Source organism: Cellulosimicrobium sp. RS, assembly GCF_046159675.1.
GTDB classification, from domain to species: Bacteria; Actinomycetota; Actinomycetes; order Actinomycetales; family Cellulomonadaceae; genus Cellulosimicrobium; species Cellulosimicrobium funkei.
Genome location: NZ_JBJXVU010000003.1, coordinates 386618 through 410894, shown reverse-complemented (window position 1 = coordinate 410894; position 24277 = coordinate 386618). Strand labels below are relative to the sequence as shown.

Annotated in this window: 19 protein-coding genes; 1 reads left to right on the top strand and 18 read right to left on the bottom strand. The window is 73.8% G+C overall.

Annotated features, from left to right (window positions below; genetic code table 11):
* Window positions 1-505: 505 nt before the first annotated feature.
* The 17 genes from ACI769_RS07415 to ACI769_RS07335 form a co-directional block, all read right to left on the bottom strand.
* Window positions 506-1510, bottom strand: a complete 1005-nt coding sequence (locus ACI769_RS07415; RefSeq protein ID WP_034652106.1) for a polyprenyl synthetase family protein — start codon at window positions 1508-1510, stop codon at window positions 506-508.
* A 65-nt stretch (window positions 1511-1575) separates the two neighbouring features.
* Window positions 1576-3357: an NADH-quinone oxidoreductase subunit NuoN gene (gene nuoN, locus ACI769_RS07410; protein WP_085388427.1), complete on the bottom strand. Its 1782-nt coding sequence runs from the start codon at window positions 3355-3357 to the stop codon at window positions 1576-1578.
* Window positions 3354-5024, bottom strand: a complete 1671-nt coding sequence (locus ACI769_RS07405) for an NADH-quinone oxidoreductase subunit M (protein WP_085388428.1) — start codon at window positions 5022-5024, stop codon at window positions 3354-3356. Before ACI769_RS07405 ends, nuoN begins: the two co-directional genes overlap by 4 nt.
* A 13-nt stretch (window positions 5025-5037) precedes the next feature.
* Window positions 5038-7068, bottom strand: a complete 2031-nt coding sequence (nuoL, locus tag ACI769_RS07400) for an NADH-quinone oxidoreductase subunit L (protein ID WP_081599924.1) — start codon at window positions 7066-7068, stop codon at window positions 5038-5040.
* A 13-nt stretch (window positions 7069-7081) separates the two neighbouring features.
* Window positions 7082-7381: an NADH-quinone oxidoreductase subunit NuoK gene (gene nuoK, locus ACI769_RS07395; RefSeq protein WP_021482715.1), complete on the bottom strand. Its 300-nt coding sequence runs from the start codon at window positions 7379-7381 to the stop codon at window positions 7082-7084.
* Window positions 7381-8259: an NADH-quinone oxidoreductase subunit J gene (locus ACI769_RS07390; RefSeq protein WP_081599926.1), complete on the bottom strand. Its 879-nt coding sequence runs from the start codon at window positions 8257-8259 to the stop codon at window positions 7381-7383. Before ACI769_RS07390 ends, nuoK begins: the two co-directional genes overlap by 1 nt.
* A gap of 47 nt (window positions 8260-8306) precedes the next feature.
* Window positions 8307-9038: an NADH-quinone oxidoreductase subunit NuoI gene (nuoI, locus tag ACI769_RS07385; protein WP_061269247.1), complete on the bottom strand. Its 732-nt coding sequence runs from the start codon at window positions 9036-9038 to the stop codon at window positions 8307-8309.
* A complete protein-coding gene (gene nuoH / locus ACI769_RS07380) occupies window positions 9031-10443 on the bottom strand; it encodes an NADH-quinone oxidoreductase subunit NuoH (protein ID WP_085388429.1) in 1413 nt (470 codons plus the stop codon). Before nuoH ends, nuoI begins: the two co-directional genes overlap by 8 nt.
* On the bottom strand, window positions 10440-13124 hold the full coding sequence (locus tag ACI769_RS07375; protein ID WP_085388430.1) for an NADH-quinone oxidoreductase subunit G: 2685 nt from the start codon (window positions 13122-13124) through the stop codon (window positions 10440-10442). The genes nuoH and ACI769_RS07375 overlap by 4 nt, the downstream gene beginning before the upstream one ends.
* Window positions 13124-14491 carry an NADH-quinone oxidoreductase subunit NuoF gene (nuoF, locus tag ACI769_RS07370; protein WP_051027979.1) on the bottom strand — a complete coding sequence of 456 codons (1368 nt, stop codon included), beginning with the start codon at window positions 14489-14491 and terminating at the stop codon, window positions 13124-13126. The genes ACI769_RS07375 and nuoF overlap by 1 nt, the downstream gene beginning before the upstream one ends.
* Window positions 14488-15372, bottom strand: coding sequence for an NADH-quinone oxidoreductase subunit NuoE (nuoE, locus tag ACI769_RS07365; protein ID WP_085388431.1), 885 nt, complete (start codon window positions 15370-15372; stop codon window positions 14488-14490). Before nuoE ends, nuoF begins: the two co-directional genes overlap by 4 nt.
* Complete coding sequence (locus tag ACI769_RS07360) at window positions 15369-16748, bottom strand: NADH-quinone oxidoreductase subunit D (protein ID WP_021481792.1); 1380 nt, start codon at window positions 16746-16748, stop codon at window positions 15369-15371. Before ACI769_RS07360 ends, nuoE begins: the two co-directional genes overlap by 4 nt.
* On the bottom strand, window positions 16745-17470 hold the full coding sequence (locus tag ACI769_RS07355) for an NADH-quinone oxidoreductase subunit C (RefSeq protein ID WP_051876741.1): 726 nt from the start codon (window positions 17468-17470) through the stop codon (window positions 16745-16747). Before ACI769_RS07355 ends, ACI769_RS07360 begins: the two co-directional genes overlap by 4 nt.
* Before the next feature lie 47 nt (window positions 17471-17517).
* Window positions 17518-18069 carry an NADH-quinone oxidoreductase subunit B family protein gene (locus tag ACI769_RS07350; RefSeq protein ID WP_021481794.1) on the bottom strand — a complete coding sequence of 184 codons (552 nt, stop codon included), beginning with the start codon at window positions 18067-18069 and terminating at the stop codon, window positions 17518-17520.
* A 57-nt stretch (window positions 18070-18126) separates the two neighbouring features.
* The gene (locus ACI769_RS07345) at window positions 18127-18489 is read right to left on the bottom strand and encodes an NADH-quinone oxidoreductase subunit A (RefSeq protein ID WP_021481795.1); all 363 of its coding nucleotides are present in this window, start codon (window positions 18487-18489) and stop codon (window positions 18127-18129) included.
* A gap of 121 nt (window positions 18490-18610) precedes the next feature.
* Complete coding sequence (locus tag ACI769_RS07340; protein WP_228485243.1) at window positions 18611-19912, bottom strand: geranylgeranyl reductase family protein; 1302 nt, start codon at window positions 19910-19912, stop codon at window positions 18611-18613.
* Window positions 19913-20306: 394 nt separating this feature from the next.
* Window positions 20307-21002: a demethylmenaquinone methyltransferase gene (locus ACI769_RS07335; protein WP_043653744.1), complete on the bottom strand. Its 696-nt coding sequence runs from the start codon at window positions 21000-21002 to the stop codon at window positions 20307-20309.
* Between the two features lie 63 nt (window positions 21003-21065).
* Here ACI769_RS07335 and ACI769_RS07330 point away from each other — a divergent pair, with 63 nt between their 5' ends.
* The gene (locus ACI769_RS07330) at window positions 21066-22433 is read left to right on the top strand and encodes an isochorismate synthase MenF (protein ID WP_085388432.1); all 1368 of its coding nucleotides are present in this window, start codon (window positions 21066-21068) and stop codon (window positions 22431-22433) included.
* A gap of 190 nt (window positions 22434-22623) precedes the next feature.
* Here ACI769_RS07330 and ACI769_RS07325 read toward each other — a convergent pair whose 3' ends face one another.
* On the bottom strand, window positions 22624-24273 hold the full coding sequence (locus tag ACI769_RS07325) for a trypsin-like peptidase domain-containing protein (RefSeq protein WP_409141423.1): 1650 nt from the start codon (window positions 24271-24273) through the stop codon (window positions 22624-22626).
* Window positions 24274-24277 lie beyond the last annotated feature (4 nt).

Genomic DNA, 24277 nt, shown 5'->3' with positions numbered 1-24277 from the left:
GGGACTCGTAGTTGAACCGCCCCACCAGGCCGGCCGACGTCTTCGTCACCCACACGCCCGAGTCGTTGAGGTCCACGTCCGCCGTGGCCTCGCCCTCGGTGAACAGCGCGAGTCCCACCAGCGCCGTGGAGAACACCGACACGGTGCTCACGGACGCGACGGTACGGCGGTGCTCACGCAGGCGCGCCAGGAAACCCACAAGTCCTCCGAGGTGCCGGATCGGGAGGCGACCGGTCCCCTTCGCCGGCCCCCTCGATCTCGCACTTGCCAGGCGGCCCCACCGATCGCGCAACCGAGGATAACGGGAGGGCGAGTGAGGTCCGACACCCGTCCCATGGGGAGAACTCCCCTCTCGGTGAGCGCGCCCCGGGCCCACCGGCGCGGACCACCGTCGGGTGTGCCGCTACCGGCAGGGCCGGACGGGTGTCCCGGGCAACCGGCCCGGGCACCGGGACGGCCCCGCGCCCACGGCACCCACGACCGGAAAGTTCACCCTCTCGGCGGGTCAGGCGGCGCGGTCCGCCAGGGCCTCCGCGAAGGAGCGCAGCGCGTCACTCACCGGCCCGGGGGGCAGCGTGTCGAGCTCGTCGACGGCGGAGCGGGCCCACCGGACGGCGAGCGCGCGCGTCTCGGCGAGCACCTCGTGCCGGCGCAGCGCCGCGACGGCCGCCGCGAGCGCGGCGTCGTCGGTCAGGTCGGAGTCGAGCAGCTCGACGAGCGCCGCATCGTCCTCCGTCGCGGTCCCCTGCGCGATGCGCGCGCGCAGCAGGAGGACCGGCATCGTGGGGACCTTCTCGCGCAGGTCGGTGCCCGGGGTCTTGCCCGACTCGTCGCCGGAGGACGCCAGGTCCAGGACGTCGTCGGCGAGCTGGAAGGCGACCCCCAGCCGCTCGCCGTACGCCGCGACCGTCTCGACGACGTCGGCCGGGCAGCCGGCGAACATCGCGCCGAGCCGTGCGGACGTCGACAGGAGCGACGCCGTCTTGTCCGCGAGGACCTCGAGGTAGTGCTCGACGGGGTCGTCGCCCTCGCCCGGCCCCGTGGTCTCGTGGAGCTGGCCGAGGCAGAGCCGCTCGAACGTCCGCGCCTGGATGAGCACGGCCTCCGGGCCGAGCGCCGCCACGGTCGACGCGGCACGCGCGAAGAGCAGGTCGCCGACCATGATCGCGACGGAGTTGCCCCACACCGCGTGCGCGGACGGCGCCCCGCGCCGCACGGGCGCGGAGTCCATGACGTCGTCGTGGTAGAGCGACGCGAGGTGCGTGAGCTCGACGACGACGGCTGCCTCCGCGACCTCGGGCCGCGTCCCGTCCCCGAGCTCGGCCGCGAGCAGCGTGAGCAGGGGGCGCAGGCGCTTGCCCCCGGCGTTCACGAGGTGCCGCGACGCCGAGTCCGCGAGCGGGTCGGCGTGCGCGACGGCGGCCCGGAGCCGGGTCTCGACCTCCGCCAGGCGCTCGGTGAGGGCGGCCGCGAGCTCGGGGTCCGAGATCGGGATCGCGGTGGTCGTCACGGGAGCGGTCCGCTCGCGCGGGCCGCGGGGCCCGGCGGGCGCGGAGGGGACGGGAGGCACGGAGGTCACGGGACGAACTTAACCGCCTCGGCCGCCAGATCGAGAACCGGGGAGGGGAACACACCGAGGAGGAGCACCCCGATCGCGCACACGGCGATCGCCACGGTCGTCGGTCCGGTCGACCGCACGACGGTCACCCCGGTGCCCTCGGAGGCCTCCGCGCCGCCGTCCGCGCCGTCGCCCACGCCGCCGGACGGCGCCGTGAAGAACATGAGCACGATGAGGCGGACGTAGAAGAACACCGCCACGGCCGAGGCGAGCACACCGACCACCGCGAGCACCCACGTGGAGCCGCCGCCCTGCCCGTCGGGGCCGGCGATCGCCGCGCCGAACGCGGTGAACTTCGCCACGAACCCGGCGGTCAGCGGGATGCCCGCCATGGAGAGCAGGAACAGCGAGAAGACGCCGGCGAGCCACGGGCTGCGGCGCCCCAGACCCGCCCACTGGGCGAGGTGGGTGGCCTCGCCGAGCACGGCGACGGGCTCCCGGGACGAGTCGTCCGTGACGTTGTCCGCCGCGTCCGAGCCGTCGGCTCCCCCGGCGCCCGCCCCGACGGTCGCGGGCACCCGCTCGCGGACGGGGGCCGTCTCACGGACGAGCGTGACGACCGCGAAGGCGCCGACCGTCGCGAGGCCGTAGACGAGGAGGTAGAACACCGTCGCCCGCAGCGAGAGCTGGGAGAACCCCAGGACGCCGACGAGGATGAAGCCCGCGTGGGCGATCGACGAGTACGCGAGGAGCCGCTTGACGTCGGTCTGGACGGCGCCGACGACGGTCCCGACGACCATGGTGAGCAGCGTGACGATCCACAGCGCGACGAACAGGTCCTCGCGCGTGGCCGGCGACGACTGCGCCAGACCGAGGCTCACGACGTACAGCACGCGCAGGAGCGCCCCGAACGCCGCGGCCTTGGTGCACGCCGCCATGAAGCCGGTGATCGGCGTCGGGGCCCCCTGGTAGACGTCGGGGGTCCACGAGTGGAACGGCGCGGCGCCGATCTTGAACAGCAGCCCCGCGAGGATGAGCAGGGCACCGACGACGACAAGGCCGGGCATGCTCGCGAGCGGGCCCTCGGGCGTCGCGAGCGACCGGTACACCTCGACGAGGTCCACCGAGCCGGCGAACCCGTAGACGAGGGCGACGCCGAACACGAACAGCGCGGACGCGAACGCGCCGAGCAGGAAGTACTTGAACGACGCCTCCTGCGACAGCAGACGGCGGCGCCGGGACATCGCGGACAGCACGTACAGCGGGAGCGAGAGCACCTCGAGCGCGACGAACATCACGAGGAGGTTGCCCGTGGCGGGGAAGATCATCATGCCGCCGACGGCGAACAGCACGAGCGGGTAGACCTCGGTCTGCTCCAGCCCCTTGCGCCGCGTGAGGTCCTCGTACGGCGAGCCGGGGACGGCGGCCGCGGACGGCGCGAACGCGTCCTGGCCGGTCGACGTCCGGTCGGCGATCACGAGGATCGCCAGGAACGCGAGCAGCACGACGATCCCCTGGATCGCGAGCCCGAAGGGGTCGATGACCATCGACCCGCCGAGCACCCGCACGCCGTAGGCGGCGCCGTCGGTGCCCTGGACGGCGGGGTCGCGCCACAGCACGACGACGAGCGCGAGCGCCGCGGCGGTCGCGAGCAGGGCCAGCACGACCTGCACCGTGCGCCGGACGCGCGCCGGGACGAACGCCTCGACGAGCACGCCGACGACGCCGGCACCGAGCACGACGAGGACCGGGGCGAGGTACAGCCAGTCGACCGTGGGGGCCACGAAGGAGTCGTTCACGACTCGCTCCCTTCGTCGGAGCTACGAGTGACGGACGTGCCCGGGCTCGAGGAGGCGACCTGCTCGGTCCCCGCGGCGAACGGGTCGGAGCGCGGCGGGTCCTCGACGCCCGCGACCGCGAGGTCGGAGAGCGTCACCTCGGCGGGCTCGCGCACGAGGTCGAGCGCGGGCACCGGGTAGAACCCGAGGACGAGGAGGGCGACCAGCAGCGGCGCGACGACCCACTTCTCGCGCGCGCCCAGGTCGGGGAGCCGGTCGAGCCCCTCGCGGGTTCCGCCCGTGAAGATCCGCTGGTAGGTCAGCAGCACGTAGAGCGCGGCGAGCACGACGCCGAGCACCGCGACGAGCGCGGCCCACGGGCTGCGCGCGAACGTCCCGACGAGGACCATGATCTCGCTGACGAACGTCGACAGGCCGGGCAGCGACAGCGCGGACAGGCCCGCCACGAGGAACGTGCCCGCGAGCACCGGGACGACCTTCTGCAGGCCGCCGTAGTCCGCGATGCGCTGCGAGCGCTCCGGGTGCCGCGCGACGAGGAAGCCCGCGATGAGGAACAGGGCCCCGGTCGAGATCCCGTGGTTGACCATGTAGAGCGACGAGCCGGACACGCTGAGCGACGTGAACGCGAAGATGCCGAGCACGATGAACCCGAAGTGCGACACCGACGTGTAGGCGATGAGGCGCATGAGGTCGCTCTGCCCGATCGCCATGAGCGCGCCGTACAGGATCGAGACCACGGCGAGCACGACGACGACGGGCGCCGCCCACCTGCTCGCGTTCGGGAACAGCGGCAGGCACAGCGTGAGCATCCCGAACGTGCCCACCTTGTCCAGGACGCCGACGAGCAGCGTGGACGTCCCGGCCGGCGCGTGCTGCGCGGCGTCGGGCAGCCAGGTGTGCACGGGGAAGAGCGGCGCCTTGATGGCGAACGCGAGGAAGAAGCCCAGGAACAGCAGCCGCTCGATCGTGACCGGCATCGGGTTCTCCGCGAAGTACCCGACGAGGTTCGTCGTGAGGAACGCGTCTTCGGGCCGCGCGCCCGTGGCCGGGTCGATCGGCACCTGGACGTAGAGCGCGATGACCGCCGCGAGCATGATGAGGCCGCCCGCGAGCGAGAACAGCAGGAACTTCACCGCGGCGTAGCGCCGCCGCGCCCCGACGCCGAACCCGCCGATCATGAAGTAGACCGGGATGAGCATGGCCTCGAACAGCACGTAGAAGAGGAACACGTCGCGCGCGACGAACACCGCGACCATGAACGCCTCGAGGAGCAGCACGAGCGCGAGGTAGTGGCGCAGGCGGCGGACGTCGCCGTCCTGCTCCTTCCACGCGGCGAGCACGACGAGCGGGACCAGCAGCACCGACAGCGCGACGAGCGCGAGCGCGACGCCGTCGGCGCCGACCGCGTAGCTCGCCCCGATCTGCGGGATCCAGCGGTACGTCTCGGCGAGCTGGTGGGTACCGGCCGCGGACGTGTCGAACGCGGTGAACGCGCCGACGAGCAGGCCGAGCTCGACGAGCGCCGCGCCGAGCGCGATGCCGCGCACGGCACGCAGCGCGCCCGCACCGACGCCGCGCGTGCGGGCCGCGGCCGTGAGCCACACCGCCGCGGCACCCACCAGGGGCCAGGCGATGAGCAGGGACAACCAGGGGACGGAGGTGGTCATGGGTGTCTCCCTCTCAGCTCGCGGAGCCGGTGGTCAGGGCGAGGACGACGGCGACGACGACCACGAGGCCGCCGAGCATCGTCGCGCCGTACGAGCGCACGTAGCCGTTCTGCCACCCGCGGAGCCACTCCCCCACCTTGCCGACGAGGCCGGCCAGGCCCATCCAGCCGCCGTCGACCATCTCCTTGTCGGCATAGACGAGCGAGCGCGTGAGGTACTGGCCGGGACGCATGAACACCGTCTCGTTGACGTCGTCCTGGTACAGGTCGCGGCGGGCCGCGCGCGTGAGCACGGAGCCGCGCGGGGCGCGGACCGGGACGCTCGACATCGCGTACTGGCGCCACGCGAGGGCGACGCCCGCGAGGACGAGCAGGAGCGTCAGGGCGATGAGCGACCAGACGGGCAGCACGGGCTCGTGGTGCTCGGCGTGCCCCGTGACGGGCTCGAGCCACGTGACGAAGCGCGAGCCCGCGGCGAGGATGCCGCCCAGGGCCACCGACCCGACGGCGAGGACGATCATCGGCCACGTCATGAGGCGCGGGGACTCGTGCGGGTGCTGGACGGGACCGTCCTGCGGGCCGAGGCCGTCCACGGAGCCGCTGCCGTCGTTCCAGCGGCGGCGACCGGAGAACGTCATGAAGAACAGGCGCGACATGTAGAACGCCGTGATCCCCGCGCCGAGCAGCGCCACGCCGCCGAAGACCCACGCCCGCCACGGCTCGCCGTCGACGGGGACGAACGCGGCCTCGATGATCTTGTCCTTGCTCCAGAAGCCGGAGAACGGCGGGATCCCGAGGATCGCGAGCCAGCCCATCATGAAGGTGATCCACGTGACCTTCATGTAGCGCGCGAGGCCGCCGAACCGGCGCATGTCGACCTGGTCGTCCATGCCGTGCATGACGGACCCCGCGCCGAGGAACATCCCGGCCTTGAAGAAGCCGTGCGTCACGAGGTGGAAGATCGCGAACGCGTAGCCGATCGGGCCGAGCCCGGCGGCGAGGATCATGTAGCCGATCTGCGACATGGTCGACGCGGCGAGCGCCTTCTTGATGTCGTCCTTCGCGCAGCCGACGATCGCCCCGAAGAGCAGCGTCACCGCACCCACGATCACCACGACGAGCTGCGCCGTCGGCGCGCCCTCGAAGATCGGCGCGGACCGCACGACGAGGTAGACGCCCGCCGTGACCATGGTCGCGGCGTGGATGAGGGCGGAGACCGGCGTCGGGCCGGCCATCGCGTCCCCGAGCCACGCCTGGAGCGGGAACTGCGCCGACTTGCCGCAGGCCGCGAGCAGGAGCGCGAGGCCCGTCGCCGTGAGCAGCGCGGTCGAGGCCTCCGGCACGCGGGCGAAGACCGTGCTGAAGTCGAGCGCGCCGAACGTCGCGAACATGAGCATCATCGCCACGATGAGGCCGATGTCTCCCACGCGGTTCATGACGAACGCCTTCTTCGCCGCGACCGCGTACGCCCGGTTGTGGTTCCAGAACCCGATGAGCAGGTACGACGCGAGACCCACGCCCTCCCAGCCGACGAACAGCAGGAGGAACGAGTCGGCGAGGACGAGGACGAGCATCGCCGCGATGAACAGGTTGAGGTACGCGAAGAACCGGCGCCGGTCGCGGTCGTGCGCCATGTAGGCGACCGCGTACACGTGGATGAGCGTCCCGACGAACGTCACGAGGAGCACGAACGTCAGGGACAGCGGGTCGATCCGCAGCCCGACGGCGAGGTCGAGCCCGCCGGACGCGATCCAGTCGAACAGGCGGTAGTCCACGACGCGCTCGTCGACCGGGAGGCCGAGCATCGACACGAAGAGGACCAGGCCCACGACGAACGCCGCGGCGGACATGAGCACGCCGAACCAGGCGCCCCAGCGGTCGCTGCGGCGGCCCGCGAGCAGCAGGACGGCCGCCCCGACGAGCGGGAGCAGCACGAGCAGCGGTGCGGCGAGGAACGCGCCCGGGACCGTCTCGGTCGCGGGCACGACGTCGGTCGCGGTCAGCAGTCCGCCCGCCGACGGCAGGGCGGGAAGGAGCATCGTCATCGGTGCCGGCCCCTCAGCTCTTGAGCAGGTTGACGTCGTCGACCGAGGCGGACCGACGGGTGCGGAAGATGGACACGATGATCGCGAGGCCGACGACGACCTCCGCCGCCGCGACCACCATGACGAAGAACGCGAGGACCTGGCCGGTCACGTCGCCGTGGATGCGAGCGAACGTCACGAACGCGAGGTTGGTCGCGTTGAGCATGAGCTCGATGCCCATGAACACGATGATCGCGTTGCGGCGCAGCAGGACCGTCGCCGCACCGATCGCGAAGAGGATCGCGGCCAGCACGAGGTAGTGGGTGAGCTCCATCAGTCCTCTCCTCCCGGGGTCGCGCCGGGCACGCGGGACCGGCCCGGGTCGTCGGGACCCCCGACGTCGCCGGCGGGCGGCTCGCCCTCGGGCTGCTCGGCCGTCGCGGCCTGCACCACACGCTCGTTCGCGTCCTGGGCCCGCAGCGCGGGCAGGGCACGGTGCGGCTCGTGCTCGACGAGCACGTCGCGCTCGGCCTCGAGGATCGTGCCGGCCGAGCGCTCCTGGCCACGGATCCGCAGGATGCGGGACACCGACTCCTCGATGGGCCGCCCCTGCGGGTCGAGGGCCGGCGTGTCCATCGCGTTGTTCTGCGCGTACACGCCGGGCGCGGCGAGCGGCGTGAGTCGGCCGCCCGAGGGCAGTGCCGCGACCTTCGCGTCCGCCTGCTCGCGCTGGCCGACCTTCGGGGTGAGCCGGCGCCGGTGCGTGAGCACGAGCGCCGAGACCGCGGCGGTGATGAGCAGGATGCCCACGACCTCCATCGCGAACACGTAGTCCGCGAAGAGCACGCGTGCGAGCGCCGTCGGGTTCGTCACCGCGTTCGCGGCCTCGAGACCGACCGCGGGCGGGAACGCCGCCTGCGAGACGACGCCGACCAGCACGGCCCCGAGCCCGAGCCCGAGGAGCACGCCGATCCAGCGCTGGCCGCGGATCGTCTCGACGAGCGAGTCCGACGCGTCGACGCCGACGAGCATGAGCACGAAGAGGAACAGCATCATCACGGCGCCCGTGTAGACGACCACCTGGACGACGCCGAGGAACGGCGCCTCCTGCGCGATGTAGAGGATCGCGAGGTCGACCATGACGAACATGACCGCGATGGCGGCGTGCACCGCCTTGCGCGCGAAGAGCAGCGAGAGCGCCGCGAGCACCATGAGGGGGGCGAGGACCCAGAAGAGGACCGCCTCGCCGCCGCCCCCGATCACCGCGCGCCCTTCCGGGCCGACGGACGGGCGGACCGCCCGGACGGCTGCGTGACCCGCCGGACCTCCGGCTCGCGGCCCGCCGGCTCCGGCGGGAGCGTCGGGTCGTCCGGCCGGTGCTCGCGCACCCACTCCACCTGCTCGGCCACCGGTCCGCTCACCTCTCCGCGGTAGTACTCGGTGTCCGACGTCCCGGGCACCATCGGGTGCGGCGCGGAGAGCATGCCCTCGCGCAGCGGCGCGAGCAGGTCCTGCTTCTCCCAGATCATGCCCTCGCGCGTCGGCCCGGCGAGCTCGTACTCGTTGGTCATCGTCAGCGCGCGCGTCGGGCACGCCTCGATGCACAGCCCGCAGAAGATGCAGCGCAGGTAGTTGATCTGGTAGACGCGGCCGTACCGCTCGCCGGGCGACATGTGGCCGCCGTCGGGCAGGTCGGCGTTGTCCGCGCCCTCGACGTAGATCGCGTCCGCGGGGCACGCCCACGCGCACAGCTCGCACCCGATGCACTTCTCGAGCCCGTCGGGGTACCGGTTGAGCTGGTGCCGGCCGTGGTAGCGCGGCTTGGGCGGCACCTTCTGGCGCGGGTACTGCTCCGTCACGGTCGGCCGGAACATCGAGGAGAAGGTCACGCCGAACCCGGCGACGGGCGCGACGAGCTCGCGAAAGCCCTTCGCCTGCGGGCGGCGGACCTCGTACTCGCCCGGCCGGTCCGGCTTCTGGTCGTCAGCCACGGTCGACCTCCTTGTCGTGCGGTGTGTCGCGGGGGGCACCGGCACCCGGTGCGGACGTCCTGGCCGCGCCCGCGTCGTCGGGCACGAGGGCCCGACGGCGCGGCGAGGGCGGGAGCGACTGGCCGGGCAGCGGCGGGACGGGGAAGCCGCCGGCGAACGCGTCGAACGGCTCGGGCGCGGCGCCCGCGGCGCGCGGCGCGGCGCCGGGTGGCGCCTTCTTCTCGGGCCAGAACCAGACGACGACCACGACGACGAGCGCTATCGCGACCGCGATCCCGATGAACACGCGCAGGTCCACGTCGAGGAACTGGCGCACGGCCTGGGCGACGGCGAGGAGCACGAGCCACGCGAGCGCGAAGGGGATGAGGACCTTCCAGCCGAAGCGCATGAACTGGTCGTAGCGCAGGCGCAGCAGCGTGCCGCGCACCCACACGAAGAAGAACATGACGGCCCAGACCTTGACGAGGAACCAGAGGATGGGCCACCAGCCCTCGTTGAACATCCCGTCGTTGATGGCCGAGAGCGGCCACGGCGCGCGCCAGCCGCCGAGGAACAGCGTCGTCGCGACCGCGGAGACGTTGAGCATGTTGATGTACTCCGCGAGGAAGAACCACGCGAACTTCATCGACGAGTACTCGGTCATGTACCCCGACACGAGCTCGCCCTCGGCCTCGGGGAGGTCGAACGGCAGGCGGTTCGTCTCGCCGACCATGGAGATCACGTAGATGACGAACGCCGGCAGGAGCGGGAGGAACCACCACAGCTGCGTCTGCGAGTCGACGATGCGCGAGGTCGACATCGACCCCGCCATGAGGAAGACGGAGACGAGCGAGAGGCCCATCGCGAGCTCGTAGCTGATGACCTGCGCCGTCGAGCGGACCGACCCGAGCAGCGGGTACGTCGAGCCGGACGACCAGCCGCCGAGCACGATCCCGTACACGCCGAGCGACGCGCACGCCAGGATGTAGAGCGTCGCGACCGGGAAGTCGGTGAGCTGGGCGGGCGTCACGTAGTCCGTGAAGGGGATCTGCACCTCGGGCCCGAACGGGATCACCGCGAACACGAGGAGCGCGCAGAACACGGAGATCATCGGCGCGAGCAGGTAGACGAACTTGTCGGCCGCCTTGACGGTGATGTCCTCCTTGAGCAGGAGCTTCATCGCGTCGGCGAGCGACTGCAGCAGGCCGAACGGGCCGTGCCAGTTCGGGCCGGGCCGCACCTGCATGCGGGCGACGACCTTGCGCTCGAACCAGATCGCGAAGAGCACGCTCGTCAGCAGGAAGACGAGGATGAGGACGGCCTTGACGAGGTACGTCCAGCCGTTGTCCTGCGAGAAGTTCGCCGTGATGCCGGGCACCGCCGGCGTCTCGGTGGCCAGCGCGTGGAGCGCGTGCAGGCCGCTCATGCGCCCTCCCCTCCGTCGGTGGTCCCCGGCTCGAGCCGGACGAGGTCGCCCGGCACCGCGCCGAGCGTGGCGTGCACGGACGACCCCGGCGAGCGCAGCGGCAGCCACACCACGTGGTCGACCATGTCGGTCACCACCACGGGGAGCGTGACCGCGCCCCGGTCGGTGACGACCCGCACGAGCTCGCCGTCGAACACGTCGACCGCGGCGGCCGTGGCCGCCGACAGGCGGGCCACGGGGCGCTTGGCCGTGCCGGCGAGGTACCGCTCGCCGTCCTGGCCGCGCGCGTCGTCGAGCAGGAGGCGCCAGCTCGCGAGGACCGCGGTCCCCGGCGCGACGGCGGGCGGCTCGGTCGCGTCGACCGTGGGCGCCGCGGCGCGCGCGCCGTCCCACGCGCCGTCGCCCACGAGCTGCTCGAGCTCGGCGCGCACGGCCTCGAGCGTCGACAGGCCGAGCGGGGCGCCGGCGGCGTCCGCGAGCGCGTCGAGCACGCGGTGGTCGGGCATCGCGGTCGAGGCGAGCGCGGCCGGGAACGGGCGCACGCGCCCCTCCCAGCTGACGAACGCCCCGGCCCGCTCCACGGGCGGCGCGACCGGGAGCACGACGTCGGCGAGCTCCGTCACCGCCGAGCGCCGCACCTCGAGCGAGACGACGACGTCCGCCGCCTCGAGCGCGCGGCGCGCGTGCGCCGGGTCGGGCAGGTCGTCGAGCTCGAGCCCGCCCACGAGGACGCCCGCGAGCTGGCCGACCGAGAGCGCGTCGAGCATCTCCCCCAGGTCGCGGCCCGGCGCCGTGGGCAGCCCCGCGGGGTGGTCCTCGGTGGTCGCCGCGCCCCACACTGTCGCGACGTCCACGCGGGCCGCGGCGTCGGCGACCGGGCGTCCGCCCGGCAGAAGGTTGGGCAGCGTGCCCGCCTCGACGCCGCCACGCTCGCCCGCTCGGCGCGGCACCCAGGCGAGGCGTGCCCCCGTCGCGGCGACCGCGCGCAGCAGCGCGCTGTACCCGCCGGGCGTCGCGGCGAGCCGCTCGCCCACGAGGACGACCGCCCCTGGCTGGCGGAGCGCGTCGCTCGCGTCGGCGAGGACGTCGTCGGTGCCGCTCGCCTCGTCGAGCGTGCGGACCCGGTCGCCCGCGGCGATGCCGTCGAGCCACTCGGCCTCGGTGCCCGGGGCGGCGGGGAGCAGCGTGCCGTGCATGCGCTGCACGCCGCGCGACGCGAACGGCGCCACGGAGAACACACGGACCCGGTGCCGCAGCGCGCCCTTGCGCAGGCGCAGGAACGCGACGCCCGCCTCCTCCTCGGCCTCGAGGCCGACGAGCAGGACCGCGGGGGCCTTCTCGAGGTCGGGGAAGGTCACGCCGAGACCCGTGCCGGCCACGGCGTGCGCGAGGAAGTCCGCCTCCTCCGCGCTGTGCGCGCGGGCCCGGTGGTCGACGTCGTTCGTGCGCAGCCACGTGCGCGCGAGCTTGGCGTACGCGTAGGCGTCCTCGACCGTGAGCCGCCCGCCCGGCAGGACGCCGACCCCGCCCGCGTCGCGGGCCCGGGTCAGGGCGTCGGCCGCGACCTCGAGCGCCTCGGCCCACGAGGCCGGGCGCAGCTCGCCGCGCGTGACGGTCCCGTCCGGCGCGACCTCGCGGTCGCGCACGAGCGGGTGCGTGAGACGGTCCGGCGCGGACTGCCACGTGAAGGCGAAGCGGTCCCGGTCGGTGATCCACTCCTCGTTGACCAGCTGGTCCTGGCCCGCGAGGCGGCGCAGCACGACGCCCCGGCGGTGGTCGACGCGGATCGCCGACCCGGACGAGTCGTGCTCGGCGACCGACGGCGTCGAGACCAGGTCGAACGGGCGCGACCGGAAGCGGTACGCCGCCCCCGTGAGCGCGCCGACCGGGCAGATCTGCACGGTGTTGCCGGAGAAGTACGACGCGAACGGGAGGCCCGCCTCGTCCTCCAGGGCCAGGCCCACCGGGCGGTCGCCGGGCGCCTCGCCCGCGGGGGGCGCGAAGTCGAGCACGGCCTCGTCGAAGCGGCCGATCTGCTGCGCGGCGCCGCGCTTCTGCAGGTCGATGAACGCGTCGCCCGCGATCTCCTGGGAGAAGCGCGTGCACCGCTGGCACAGGACGCAGCGCTCGCGGTCGAGCAGGATCGTCGTCGAGACGGCGATCGGCTTGGGGAACGTGCGCTTGACGTCGACGAACCGGCTCGTCGCGCGCCCGTTGCTCATCGCCTGGTTCTGCAGGGGGCACTCGCCGCCCTTGTCGCACACCGGGCAGTCGAGCGGGTGGTTGATGAGCAGCAGCTCCATGATCCCGTGCTGCGCCTTGTCGGCGACCGGGCTCGTGCGCTGGGTCTTCACCACCATGCCCGGCGTCGCCTCGAGCGTGCACGACGCCTGCGGCTTCGGCATGGGCCGCACGTTGCCCTCGCGGTCGGGCGCCGCGACCTCGACGAGGCACTGGCGGCACGCCCCGGCGGGCTCGAGCAGCGGGTGGTCGCAGAACCGCGGGATCTGGATCCCGATCTGCTCGGCCGCACGGATCACGAGCGTGCCCTTGGGCACCGACATCTCGATGTCGTCGATCGTGAACGTCACCTGGTCCGCGGGGGCCGGGGTCTTGGCCGCGCCGCCCGAGGGCGCGACGGCCGAGGAGCCGGTGCCCGGGGCGGGGGTCGTGGTCGTCATCAGTGCACTCCTGCCGTCAGGACGCGGGCCGGGCGGGGCGTGTAGTCGAAGAGCGCCGAGGCCGCCGGGTCGAACGGGCAGCGGTGCTCCGTGATGTGCGCCTCGTACTCGTCGCGGAACAGCGCGATGCTGCTCGTGACGGGCGACGTCGCACCGTCGCCGAGCGCGCAGAACGCGCGGCCCAGGATGTTGTCGCACGTGTCGAGGAGCAGGTCGAGGTCGGCCTCCGTGCCCTGGCCCGCCTCGATGCGCGCCAGCACCTGCTTCATCCAGTACGTGCCCTCGCGGCACGGCGTGCACTTGCCGCACGACTCGTGCGCGTAGAAGTCGGTCCACCGGCTCACGGCCCGCACGACGCACGTCGTCTCGTCGAAGAGCTGGAGCGCGCGCGTGCCGAGCATCGAGCCCGCCGCGGCAACTGACTCGTAGTCGAGCGGGGTGTCGAGGTGCGCGTCGGTGAACAGCGGCGTCGACGAGCCGCCCGGCGTCCAGAACTTCAGCGCCTTGCCCCCGCGCATCCCGCCCGCGAGGTCGAGCAGCTCGCGCAGCGTCGTGCCGAGCGGGGCCTCGTACTGCCCCGGCCGCGTCACGTGCCCGGAGAGCGAGAACAGGCCGACGCCGGCCGAGCGCTCCGTGCCCATCGAGGTGAACCAGTCCGCACCGCGCGCGACGATCGACGGCACGCTCGCGATCGACTCGACGTTGTTGACGACCGTCGGGCGCGCGTACAGGCCCGCGACCGCGGGGAACGGCGGCTTGAGCCGCGGCTGCCCGCGGCGGCCCTCGAGCGAGTCGAGCAGCGCCGTCTCCTCGCCGCAGATGTAGGCGCCGGCCCCGGCGTGGACCGTGACGTCGAGGTCGAAGCCCGACCCGAGCACGTCCTTGCCGAGGTAGCCCGCCTCGTACGCTTCCTCGACCGCGCGCAGCAGGCGGCGGTACACGTGCAGCACCTCGCCGCGCACGTAGATGAAGGCGTGCCGGCAACCGATCGCGTACGACGTGATCGCGACGCCCTCGACGAGCGCCTGCGGGCTCGCGAGCATGAGCGGGATGTCCTTGCACGTGCCCGGCTCGGACTCGTCCGCGTTGACGACGAGGTAGCGCGGGCCGCCGTCGGGCGCGGGCAGGAAGCCCCACTTCATGCCCGTGGGGAACCCGGCGCCGCCGCGGCCGCGCAGGCCGGACGCCTTGACCGTCGCGACGACGTCGCCCGGGTCCTGCCCGAGCGCGGCGCGCAGGCCCGCGTAGCCGCCGCGGTCCAGGTAGGACGCGAGCGTCCAGGACCGGTCCGCGTCCCACGTGTCCGACAGGACCGGGGTCAGCGGGTCCGGCGCCGGGCGGGTCTCGGTGCTCTGCTGCTCGCTCATGCGTCCGCTCCCTTCGACGGGTCGGGCTTCGTGCCGGGCGACTCGGCCTTGCCGCCGGGGTCGACGTCGGCGTCGGTCGTCGGCTTCCGCTCGGCGCTCGACTGCGCCTCGCCGGCGTCGGGCGTACCGCCGGCGGGGGCGCCGCCGTCGGGGGCCGCCTCGGCGTCCGTCTCAGCGGCCGGGGCGGTCCAGCCGTGCTCGCGCGCGAGCCGCAGGCCGGCGAGGGTGGGCTCGCCCGCGCCGACGCCCTCGTCGGCGCGGCCGTCGGGGAAGCCGGCGAGCACGCGGCTCATCTGCTTGAACGTGCACACGCTCGCCGCGCCGCGCGTCGGGGCGACGGGCTCGCCGGCGCGGAGCCGGTCCACGACGTCCGTCGCGCTGCCGGGGGTCTGGTTGTCGAAGAACTCCCAGTTGACCATCATCACGGGCGCGTAGTCGCAGGCCGCGTTGCACTCCACGCGCTCGAGCGTGATCGCGCCGTCCTCGGTGGTCTCGTCGTGCCCGACGCCGAGGTGCTCAGACAGCTCGTCGAAGATCGCGTCGCCGCCCATGATCGCGCAGAGCGTGTTCGTGCAGACGCCCACGGTGTAGGTGCCGTTGGGGTGGCGCTTGTACTGGGTGTAGAACGTCGCGACGGCGGAGACCGCGGCCGCGGTGAGGCCGAGCTGCTCCGCGCAGAACAGGATGCCGTCGCGCGACACGTAGCCGTCCTCGGACTGCACGAGGTGCAGCATCGGCAGCAGCGCGGAGCGGGACTCGGGATAGCGCGCGACGATCTGCGCGGCGTCGGCGGCGAGCCGCGCCGTCGTCTCCGCGTCGTACCCGGGGCGCGCCCGCCCGGCGGGCGTCCCGTCCGTCGCAGGTCCGGCGTCGATGGTCATCGGTCCACCCCTCCCAGCACGGGGTCCAGGGACGCGACCGCGACCACGACGTCGGCCACCTGGCCGCCCTCGCACATCGCCGCCACGGCCTGGAGGTTGTTGAACGACGGGTCGCGGAAGTGCGCCCGGTAGGGGCGCGTGCCGCCGTCGGACACGAGATGCACCCCGAGCTCGCCGCGCGGGTGCTCCACGGTCTGCCACGCCTGCCCCACGGGGACCCGGAAGCCCTCGGTGACGAGCTTGAAGTGGTGGATCAGGGCCTCCATCGAGGAGCCCATGATCTCCTTGATGTGCTCGAGCGAGTTGCCCTGGCCGTCGCTCCCGATCGCGAGCTGCGCGGGCCACGCGATCTTGCGGTCGCCGACCATGACGGGCTGCCCCGCCGTCGCCTCGAGGCGGTCCAGGCACTGCGCGACGATGTGCAGCGACTGGTAGCACTCCTCGAGCCGCAGCACGACGCGGTCGTAGCAGTCGGCGCCCGTCGCGGTCGGGACGTCGAAGTCGTACGTCTCGTAGCCGCAGTACGGGTCGGCCTTGCGCACGTCGTACGGGTGGCCCGTCGAGCGCAGCACCGGCCCGGTGACGCCGAGCGCCATGCAGCCCGCGAGGTTGAGGTGCCCGACCCCGACGAGGCGCCCCTTGAAGATGGGGTTGGCGAGCATGAGGTCGCCGAGCTGGCCGAGGTAGCGGCGCACGAGCGGGTCCGCCCGGCGCACCTGCTCGACGAGGTCCGGCGGCACGTCCTGCGCGACGCCGCCCGGGCGGACGTACGCGTGGTTCATGCGCAGCCCCGTGACCGCCTCGAAGATCCGCAGGATCTCCTCGCGCGCGGTGAACGCGATGGTCATGACGGTCGTCGCGCCCATCTCGTTGCCGCCCGTGCCGAGGCACACGAGGTGGGACGCGATGCGGTTGAGCTCCATCATCAGCACGCGGATGACGCTCGCCCGTTCGGGCACGTCGTCCGTGATGCCGAGGAGCTTCTCGACCGCGAGGCAGTACGCCGTCTCCTGGAACAGCGGCGCGAGGTAGTCCATGCGGGTGCAGAACGTGACGCCCTGCGTCCACGTCCGGAACTCCATGTTCTTCTCGATGCCCGTGTGCAGGTAGCCGATGCCGCAGCGCGCCTCGGTGACCGTCTCGCCGTCGATCTCGAGCATGAGGCGCAGCACGCCGTGCGTCGACGGGTGCTGCGGACCCATGTTGACGACGATGCGCTCCTCTCCGAGCGCGGCGGCCGCGACGGCGCTCTCCGCGATCTCGGCCCAGTCGCCGCCGGACGCCTCGAAGCTCGGGACGCCGGGGTCGAAGTCGCCGACGGGCGGACGGGTGGCGTGCGGGGCGCCGCCGGGGGCGCCGGTGGTGTGCGTGCTCACGAGTACGACCTCCTCGTGTCGGGCGGGGGCACGGTCGCGCCCTTGTACTCGACGGGGATCCCGCCGAGCGGATAGTCCTTGCGCTGCGGGTGGCCCGGCCAGTCGTCGGGCATCTCGATGCGCGCGAGCGACGGGTGGCCGTCGAAGACGATGCCGAAGAAGTCCCACGTCTCGCGCTCGTGCCAGTCGTTCGTCGGGTAGACGGACGTCGTGGTCGGCACGTGCGGGTCCGCGTCGGGCACCGACACCTCGAGCCGCAGCCGCCGGCCGTGGGTGATCGAGGTCAGGTGGTAGACGGCGTGCAGCTCGCGGCCGACGTCGTGCGGGAAGTGCACGCCGCTCACGCCGAGGCTCAGCTCGAAGCGCAGGTCCTGGTCGTCGCGCAGCGCCCGGCACACCTCGACGAGGTGGTCGCGGTGCACGTGCAGCGTGAGCTCGGCGTGCGCGCCGGGCGGGTCGACGACGACGCGCTCGACCGCGGCGTCGAACCCGACGCCGGACGTCTCGAGCACCTCCGCGAGGACGTCCACGACCTCGTCGAACCAGCCGCCGTACGGACGGGCGCTCGCGCCCGGCATCGCGACGGGCTGCACCAGGCCGCCGTAGCCGGACGTGTCGCCCGAGCCGTGGACGCCGAACATGCCCTCGCGGACCTCGACGACCTCGAGCGTGCGGGGCGACCCGGCACCGGTCACGAGGTCGGCCGACCGGGGGCCGTTCACCTCCTCCGGCTGCGGCACCGGCGTGCCGGCGCCGCTCTTCTCGTCCGTCACCGCAGCAGCCCCTTCATCTGGAACGTGGGCGTCGCCTCGAGCGCCGCCGCCTCGGCGGCGCGCGCCGCCTCCTTGCGGTTCACGCCGAGCGGCTCGTGCTGGATCTGGTCGTGCAGCGCGAGGATCGCGTTGATGAGCATCTCCGGCCGCGGCGGGCAGCCGGGCAGGTAGATGTCCACCGGGACGACGTGGTCGACGCCCTGGACGATCGCGTAGTTGTTGAACATGCCGCCGCTCGACGCGCACACGCCCATGGACAGGACCCACTTGGGCTCGCTCATCTGGTCGTAGACCTGCCGCACGACCGGCGCCATCTTCTGGCTCACGCGCCCGGCCACGATCATGAGGTCCGCCTGGCGCGGCGACGCGCGGAAGACCTCCATGCCGAAGCGCGACAGGTCGAACCGCGACGCGCCCGCCGCCATCATCTCGATGGCGCAGCACGCGAGGCCGAAGGTCACGGGCCACAGCGACGCCTTGCGCAGGTACCCCGCGAGGTCCTCGATCGTGGTGAGCAAGAAGCCCGAGGGAGCTTCCTCGATCCCCATGGTGTCTCTCCTAGTTCTCTCGCCGGTGCCCGCCGGGGCCCCCGCTGGGTGCCACCGTCAGTCCCACTCGAGGCCGCCGCGGCGCCACTCGTAGACGAACGGGACGGTGATGAGCGCGAGGAACGCGAGCATCGCCACCAGCCCGAACGTCGCGAGCGTCGCGAAGTCGACGGCCCACGGGTAGAGGAAGACGACCTCGATGTCGAAGACGATGAACGTCATCGCGACGAGGTAGTACTTGATCGGGAAGCGCCCGCCGCCGACGGCGTGGGGCGTGGGCTCGATGCCGCACTCGTAGGCGTCGAGCTTGGCGCGGTTGTACCGCTTGGGGCCGATGACCGCGCTCGCGGCGACGCCGCCGAGCGCGAGCACGGCGGCCACGCCCATGAGGACGAGCAGCGGGACGTACGGGTTGGTCATCGTCGACTCCTCGAGTGGGGGCTCGGGACGGGTCTCCCCGGACGGCGTCGTCCGGGTCCGCGGTCAGGTGGTGCGAGTGCCGGCGCTGCGTGGTGCGCGGGTGCCGGCCCACCTCGTGGGCTCATGACGATGGCACCACCCTGGTCAGCCCGGCGATGACGCGGTCGACCCAGTCGCCGCCGCGGGGCTCGTAGCAGTCCGACAGGAGCTTGAGGACGAACCGCATGACGACCGGGCGCGGGAGCCCGTAGCGCGTGCAGATCCGCATGATCTCGGGGTGCTCGATGAGCTTCACGAAGTACCGGCCGAGCGTGTAGTAGCCGCCGAGCTCGCGCCGCATGAGGCGCGGGTACGTCTGCAGCGCACGCTCGCGCCCCGCGTCGGTGAGGCGCACGCGGGACTGGGCCACGACGTCGGCCGCGGCCCGCCCGGCCTGCATCGCGTACGCGATGCCCTCGCCGTTGAACGGGCTCACCATGCCGCCCGAGTCCCCGACGAGCAGCACGCCGCGCGTGTACAGCGGCGTGCGGTTGAAGCCCATGGGCAGCGCCGCGCCGCGCACCGGGGCGAGCCGGTTCTCCTCCGTGAACTCCCACTCGGGGGGCGCGTTGCGCATCCAGGTGGCGAACAGGTCCTTGTAGTCGACGTTGGCCGCGGACTGCCGCGCGGGCGTCGAGCTGACCGAGCCGAGGCCGACGTTCGCCGTGCCGTCGCCGAGCGAGAAGATCCAGCCGTAGCCCGGCAGGAGGTTCGACTCGCGGGGCTTGCCGTCCCACAGCTCGAGGTGGGACTCCATCCACGGGTCGTCGTGGCGGGGCGTGCGGAAGTAGGTCCGGACGGCGACGCCGATCGGGCGGTCCTCGCGCCGCGCGAGGCCGAGGGCGAGCGCGAAGCGGGACGAGACGCCGTCGGCCGCGATGACGACGGGCGCCCGGTAGGTGACCTCGTCCCCGGCGCGCCGGCCCTTCTCGTCCACGGGGCGCGCCGTGACGCCGACGACGCGGCCCGTGCGCTCGTCGAGGACGGGGCCGGTGACGGCGGTGCGCTCGAGCAGCTTGGCGCCGGTGCGCTGCGCGTGCTCGGCGAGCGTGCGGTCGAACGAGTGGCGCGCGCGGGCCATGCCGTAGCTGGGGTACGACGCGAGGTCCGGCCACGCGAGCTCCCACGAGCGGCCGCTCGCGACGACGCGCAGCCCGCGGTTGCGGATCCAGCCGTCCTCGGCGCGCGTGGGGACGCCCATGCGCACGAGCTCGGCGACCGCGCGCGGCGTCAGGCCGTCGCCGCAGATCTTGTCGCGCGGGAACGCCGACTTCTCGAGGAGGAGGACGCTCAGGCCCGCGGCGGCGCAGTAGTGGGCGGCCGCGGAACCGGCCGGGCCGGCGCCCACGACGATCACGTCGGCGTCGTCGAGCCTCGCGCCCACCGTGCCCACCTCGCCGTCCCGTCGTCGGAGTCCTCGTGCGATGCTCCACCGTGGCCCGGCTCGGGACACGGTGCACCCACTGTCCTTGTGAAGTCGGTCACAATGGACACCGCCACTCTAGTCACTCCGGACGGGAGATGTGTAGCAAGGCGACCCTTCCCTGGGAGATCCTGTGACGAAGGTCCCGGCACGCGGCGACACCCGACCCTGGGGACGAGGACTCGCGGGCAAGGGGGCCGGCGCCACGATGGCCTAGCCTCCCGCGCGTCCGCGCCCGCCCGGGGCACCGTCGTCCCAGGTCAGCGCCGCGCACGCGTGCCGACGCGGCCGCGCGCCGCCGGGGTCGCCGAGAAGGCCCCGCGCGGCACGCGCGGGGCCTCGTCCTGGTGTGGCGTCAGGCCGGGCGCACGCCCCGGTGCAGCGCGACGATCCCGCCGGAGAGGTTGCGGTAGGCGACCTTCTCCCAGCCCGCGCGCAGCAGGAGACGACCCAGGCCCTGCTGGTCCGGCCACGCGGCGATCGACTCGGCGAGGTACTCGTACGACCCGCCCTCGCGCGTCACCGCCGAGGCGATGCGCGGCAGCGCCTGGACCAGGTACTCCTGGTACAGGACGCGGAACGGCGCCCACGTGGGGGTCGAGAACTCGCAGATCACCACGCGCCCGCCCGGCCGCACGACGCGCAGCATCTCGCGCAGCGCCCCCTCGGTGTCGACGACGTTGCGCAGCCCGAACGAGATCGTCACCGCGTCGAACGTGCCGTCCGCGAACGGGAGCCGCGTCGCGTCCCCGGCGACGAACGGGAGGTCCGGGCGGCGCTCCTTGCCGACCTGGAGCATGCCGATGGAGAAGTCGCACGGGACGACGCGCACGCCGTCGTCGGCGAACGGCTCCGAGGACGTGCCCGTCCCGGCCGCCAGGTCGAGGACCTTCTCGCCCGGCAGCGCGCCGACCGCGCGGACCGTCGCCCGGCGCCACGCGCGGTCCTGCCCGAGCGACAGGATGTCGTTGGTCAGGTCGTACCGGGAGGCGATCCCGTCGAACATCGACGCGACCTCGGAGGGCTTCTTGTCCAGGTTGGCACGGGGCATGGCGCCCATGCTTCCACGTCCCCGCGCCCGCGGTCGCACCGCCGCGGCTTACGCTGGGAGGCGATGAGCGCAGAACCGTCGGCCACGGCCGCACAGCCCCACCCGCTGGTCGTGAGGACCACCCGGATCCCCGACCTGCCCGGCGGCCTCGACGCCCTCGTCGACCTCCTGCCGGACACGCGGCCCCTCGCGTGGGTGCGCCGCGGCGACGGGATCGTCGGCTGGGGCGAGGCGCTGCGGCTCGAGACGTGGGGCCCCGGCCGGTTCGCCGACGCCGAGGCCGCGTGGCACGAGACGCTCGCGCGCGCGGTCGTGCGCGACGAGGTGGGCCTGCCCGGCACGGGCCCCGTCGCGTTCGGCTCGTTCGCGTTCGACGACTCCGCGCCGGGCGACGACGCCCACGACCCGGTCCGGGCCGGCGGGGTGCTCGTCGTGCCGCGCGTCGTCGTCGGGCGACGTGACGGCCACGCGTGGCTCACGACGGTCGACACCGCCGGCTCGCTGTCCTCCTCCCCCACGGACGCCCTGCGCCGCACGCCGCGCGAGCCCGTGCGCGCGCCGGGTGCGGTGGCCTGGCACGACGGCGCGCTCGGCGCCGACGACTGGGCCGCCGTCGTCGCGGAAGGCGTCGAGCGCATCCGCTCGGGCGCGCTGGAGAAGGTGGTGCTCGCGCGCGACGTCGTCGCCCACACGAGCGAGCCCGTGGACCCGCGCTGGCTGCTCGCGCGCCTCGCCTCCGCCTACGAGGCGTGCTGGACGTTCTCGGTCGACGGGCTCGTCGGCGCGACCCCCGAGCTGCTCGTCCGCAGCGAGAAGGGCCTCGTGACGTCCCGCGTGCTCGCCGGCACGATCCGGCGCGGCGGCCTGTCCGACGACGAGGCGCTCCTGCGGGCCGCGCAGCTCGCCCGGTCGTCGAAGGACCTGGAGGAGCACGAGTACGCCGTCCGGTCCGTGGCGCAGGCGCTCGCCCCGTTCTGCTCGTCGATGAACGTCCCCGACTCCCCGTTCGTGCTGCACCTGCCGAACGTCATGCACCTCGCGTCCGACGTGACGGCCGTCCTCGCGCGCGGCGCGAGCGCGCCCGGGGCGTCGGGCGGCGCCGCGGCGGGGCCGACGAGCCTGGCGCTCGCGGCCGCGCTGCACCCGTCCGCGGCGGTGTGCGGGACACCGACGGTCGTCGCGCGCGACCTCATCCGCGAGATCGAGGGCATGGACCGCGGCCGGTACGCCGGCCCGGTCGGGTGGCTGGGCGCCGACGGCGACGGCGAGTGGGGCATCGCGCTGCGCTCGGCCGAGCTGTCGGGCACCGACCCGCGCTCGGTGCGGCTCTTCGCCGGGTGCGGCATCGTCGCGGCGTCCGACCCGGCGGCCGAGGTCGCCGAGTCCGAGGCGAAGCTCGAGCCGATGCGCTACGCGCTCGGCGACGCCTGACGCCCCACCGCCCCGCGCCCGTACCCCGGCGGAAGGCCCCCGACGAGAGACCCCCGGACGACGACGAGCGGCCGGCACGGAGATCCGTGCCGGCCGCTCGGTGCGGTGGGCCGCCGGGGCGGGGACGTCCCCGACGGCCCACCGTCCCGCCACGGTCAGAGGAGGTGGCGGGACGGGGTGCGGCGCCGGGTCAGCCCTGGCCGCCGAAGAACCAGTCGAACGGGTTCGGGACGTTGCCCGGGTCGGTCGGGTCGCCCTGCTGACCCTGGTCGCCCTGCTGGCCGCCCTGGTCGCCCTGGCCGGGGAGCTGCCCCTGGCCGTCCTGGCCCGGCGTCTGCCCCTGGCCGTCCTGCGACCCCTGGCCGGTGGTCTCGTCGTCCGCCGGGCGCGTCGCGAGGGTGACGTCGAGCTCGAGCGTCTTGCCGTCGCGGACGACGGTGAGCTTCGACTCGGCGCCCGCGGCCCGCTCGCGCACGAACGCGGTGAGCGACTCCGCCCCGCCGACCGGGTGGCCGTCGATGGCGACGATGACGTCGCCCGAGCGGATGCCCGCGTCGGCGGCCGGCGAGCCGTCGGTGACCTCCTGGACCTCGGCGCCGCGGCGCGTGACGCCGTCGGCCGTCGCGGTCGCGTCGGCGAGCGTCACGCCGAGGAACGCGTGCTCCGCGGTCCCGTTGTCGACGAGCTGCTGACCGATCGTCTTGGCGAGGTTCACCGGGATGGCGAACCCGAGGCCGATCGAGCCGGACTGGCCACCGCCGCTCGACAGCGTCGCGATCGACGACGTGATGCCGATGACACGGCCCTGCGCGTCGAACAGCGGGCCGCCGGAGTTGCCCGGGTTGATCGCGGCGTCGATCTGGATCGCGTTGGTGACGACGGACGTGCCGCCGCCCTCGCCGGACGCGGACACCGGGCGGTCGACGGCCGAGACGATGCCGGTCGTGGCCGTGTTCGCGAGGCCGAGCGGGTTGCCGACCGCGAGGACCGACTCGCCGACGGTCACGTCGTCGGAGTCGCCGAGCGTCGCGGGCTGGAGGTCGTCGGGGGCGTCGACGAGCTGCACGACGGCGAGGTCCGTCGCCGGGTCGAGCCCGACGATCTTCGCGTCGAACAGGCGGCCGTCGCTGAGCGTGACCTGGACGGTGTCGTTCTCGGCGCCGGACACCACGTGGTTGTTCGTCACCACGTGGCCCTTGTCGTCGATGATGACGCCGGAGCCCTCGGCCCCGCCCTGCGGGGTCTGGACCTGGATCGCCACGACCGACGGCGCGACGGCCTTGGTCACGGCCTCCCAGTCGGGGTTCTGCGACGACGAGTCGGCGACGGGCGCGGCCGACGTCTCGTGCTGCTGGCCGACGTCGGCGAGCGACGTGGAGTCCTGGTCGGCGCCGAACGCGCCGGTGAGGCCGGCGGTGCCGACGCTCGCGAGGAGCGCCGCGGCGGCCGCGGCGCTGACGACCGGCACCCAGGTGCGGCGGCGCTGCGGGGCGCCGCTCTCCCCGGCGGCGGCCGGGGCCGGCGGTGCGGGCGGCGGGCCGAAGCTGCCGGACGGCGTGTGCGCGCCGGGGGCGGGCGCGCCCTGCGCGGGTCGCGCGTACGGGTTCGCCGGCGCAGCGGTGGGCGTGTGCCCCGCGGGTGCGGTGGCGTGGCCCGTCGGGGCGGGCTGCGGCGTCGTGAGGTGCTGCACGGGGTGCGGCGGGAGCGGCTGCGTCGGGTGGTCGGTCGAGTGCGCCGACGGCTGGGCCGGTGCCTGCTCGCCCGCGGTCGCGGCCGGCAGCGGCTGCGTGGCGTCGGGCGTCGGGACGGGGGTGGGCTCGGTGCCCGGGGTGTTCGTCATGGTG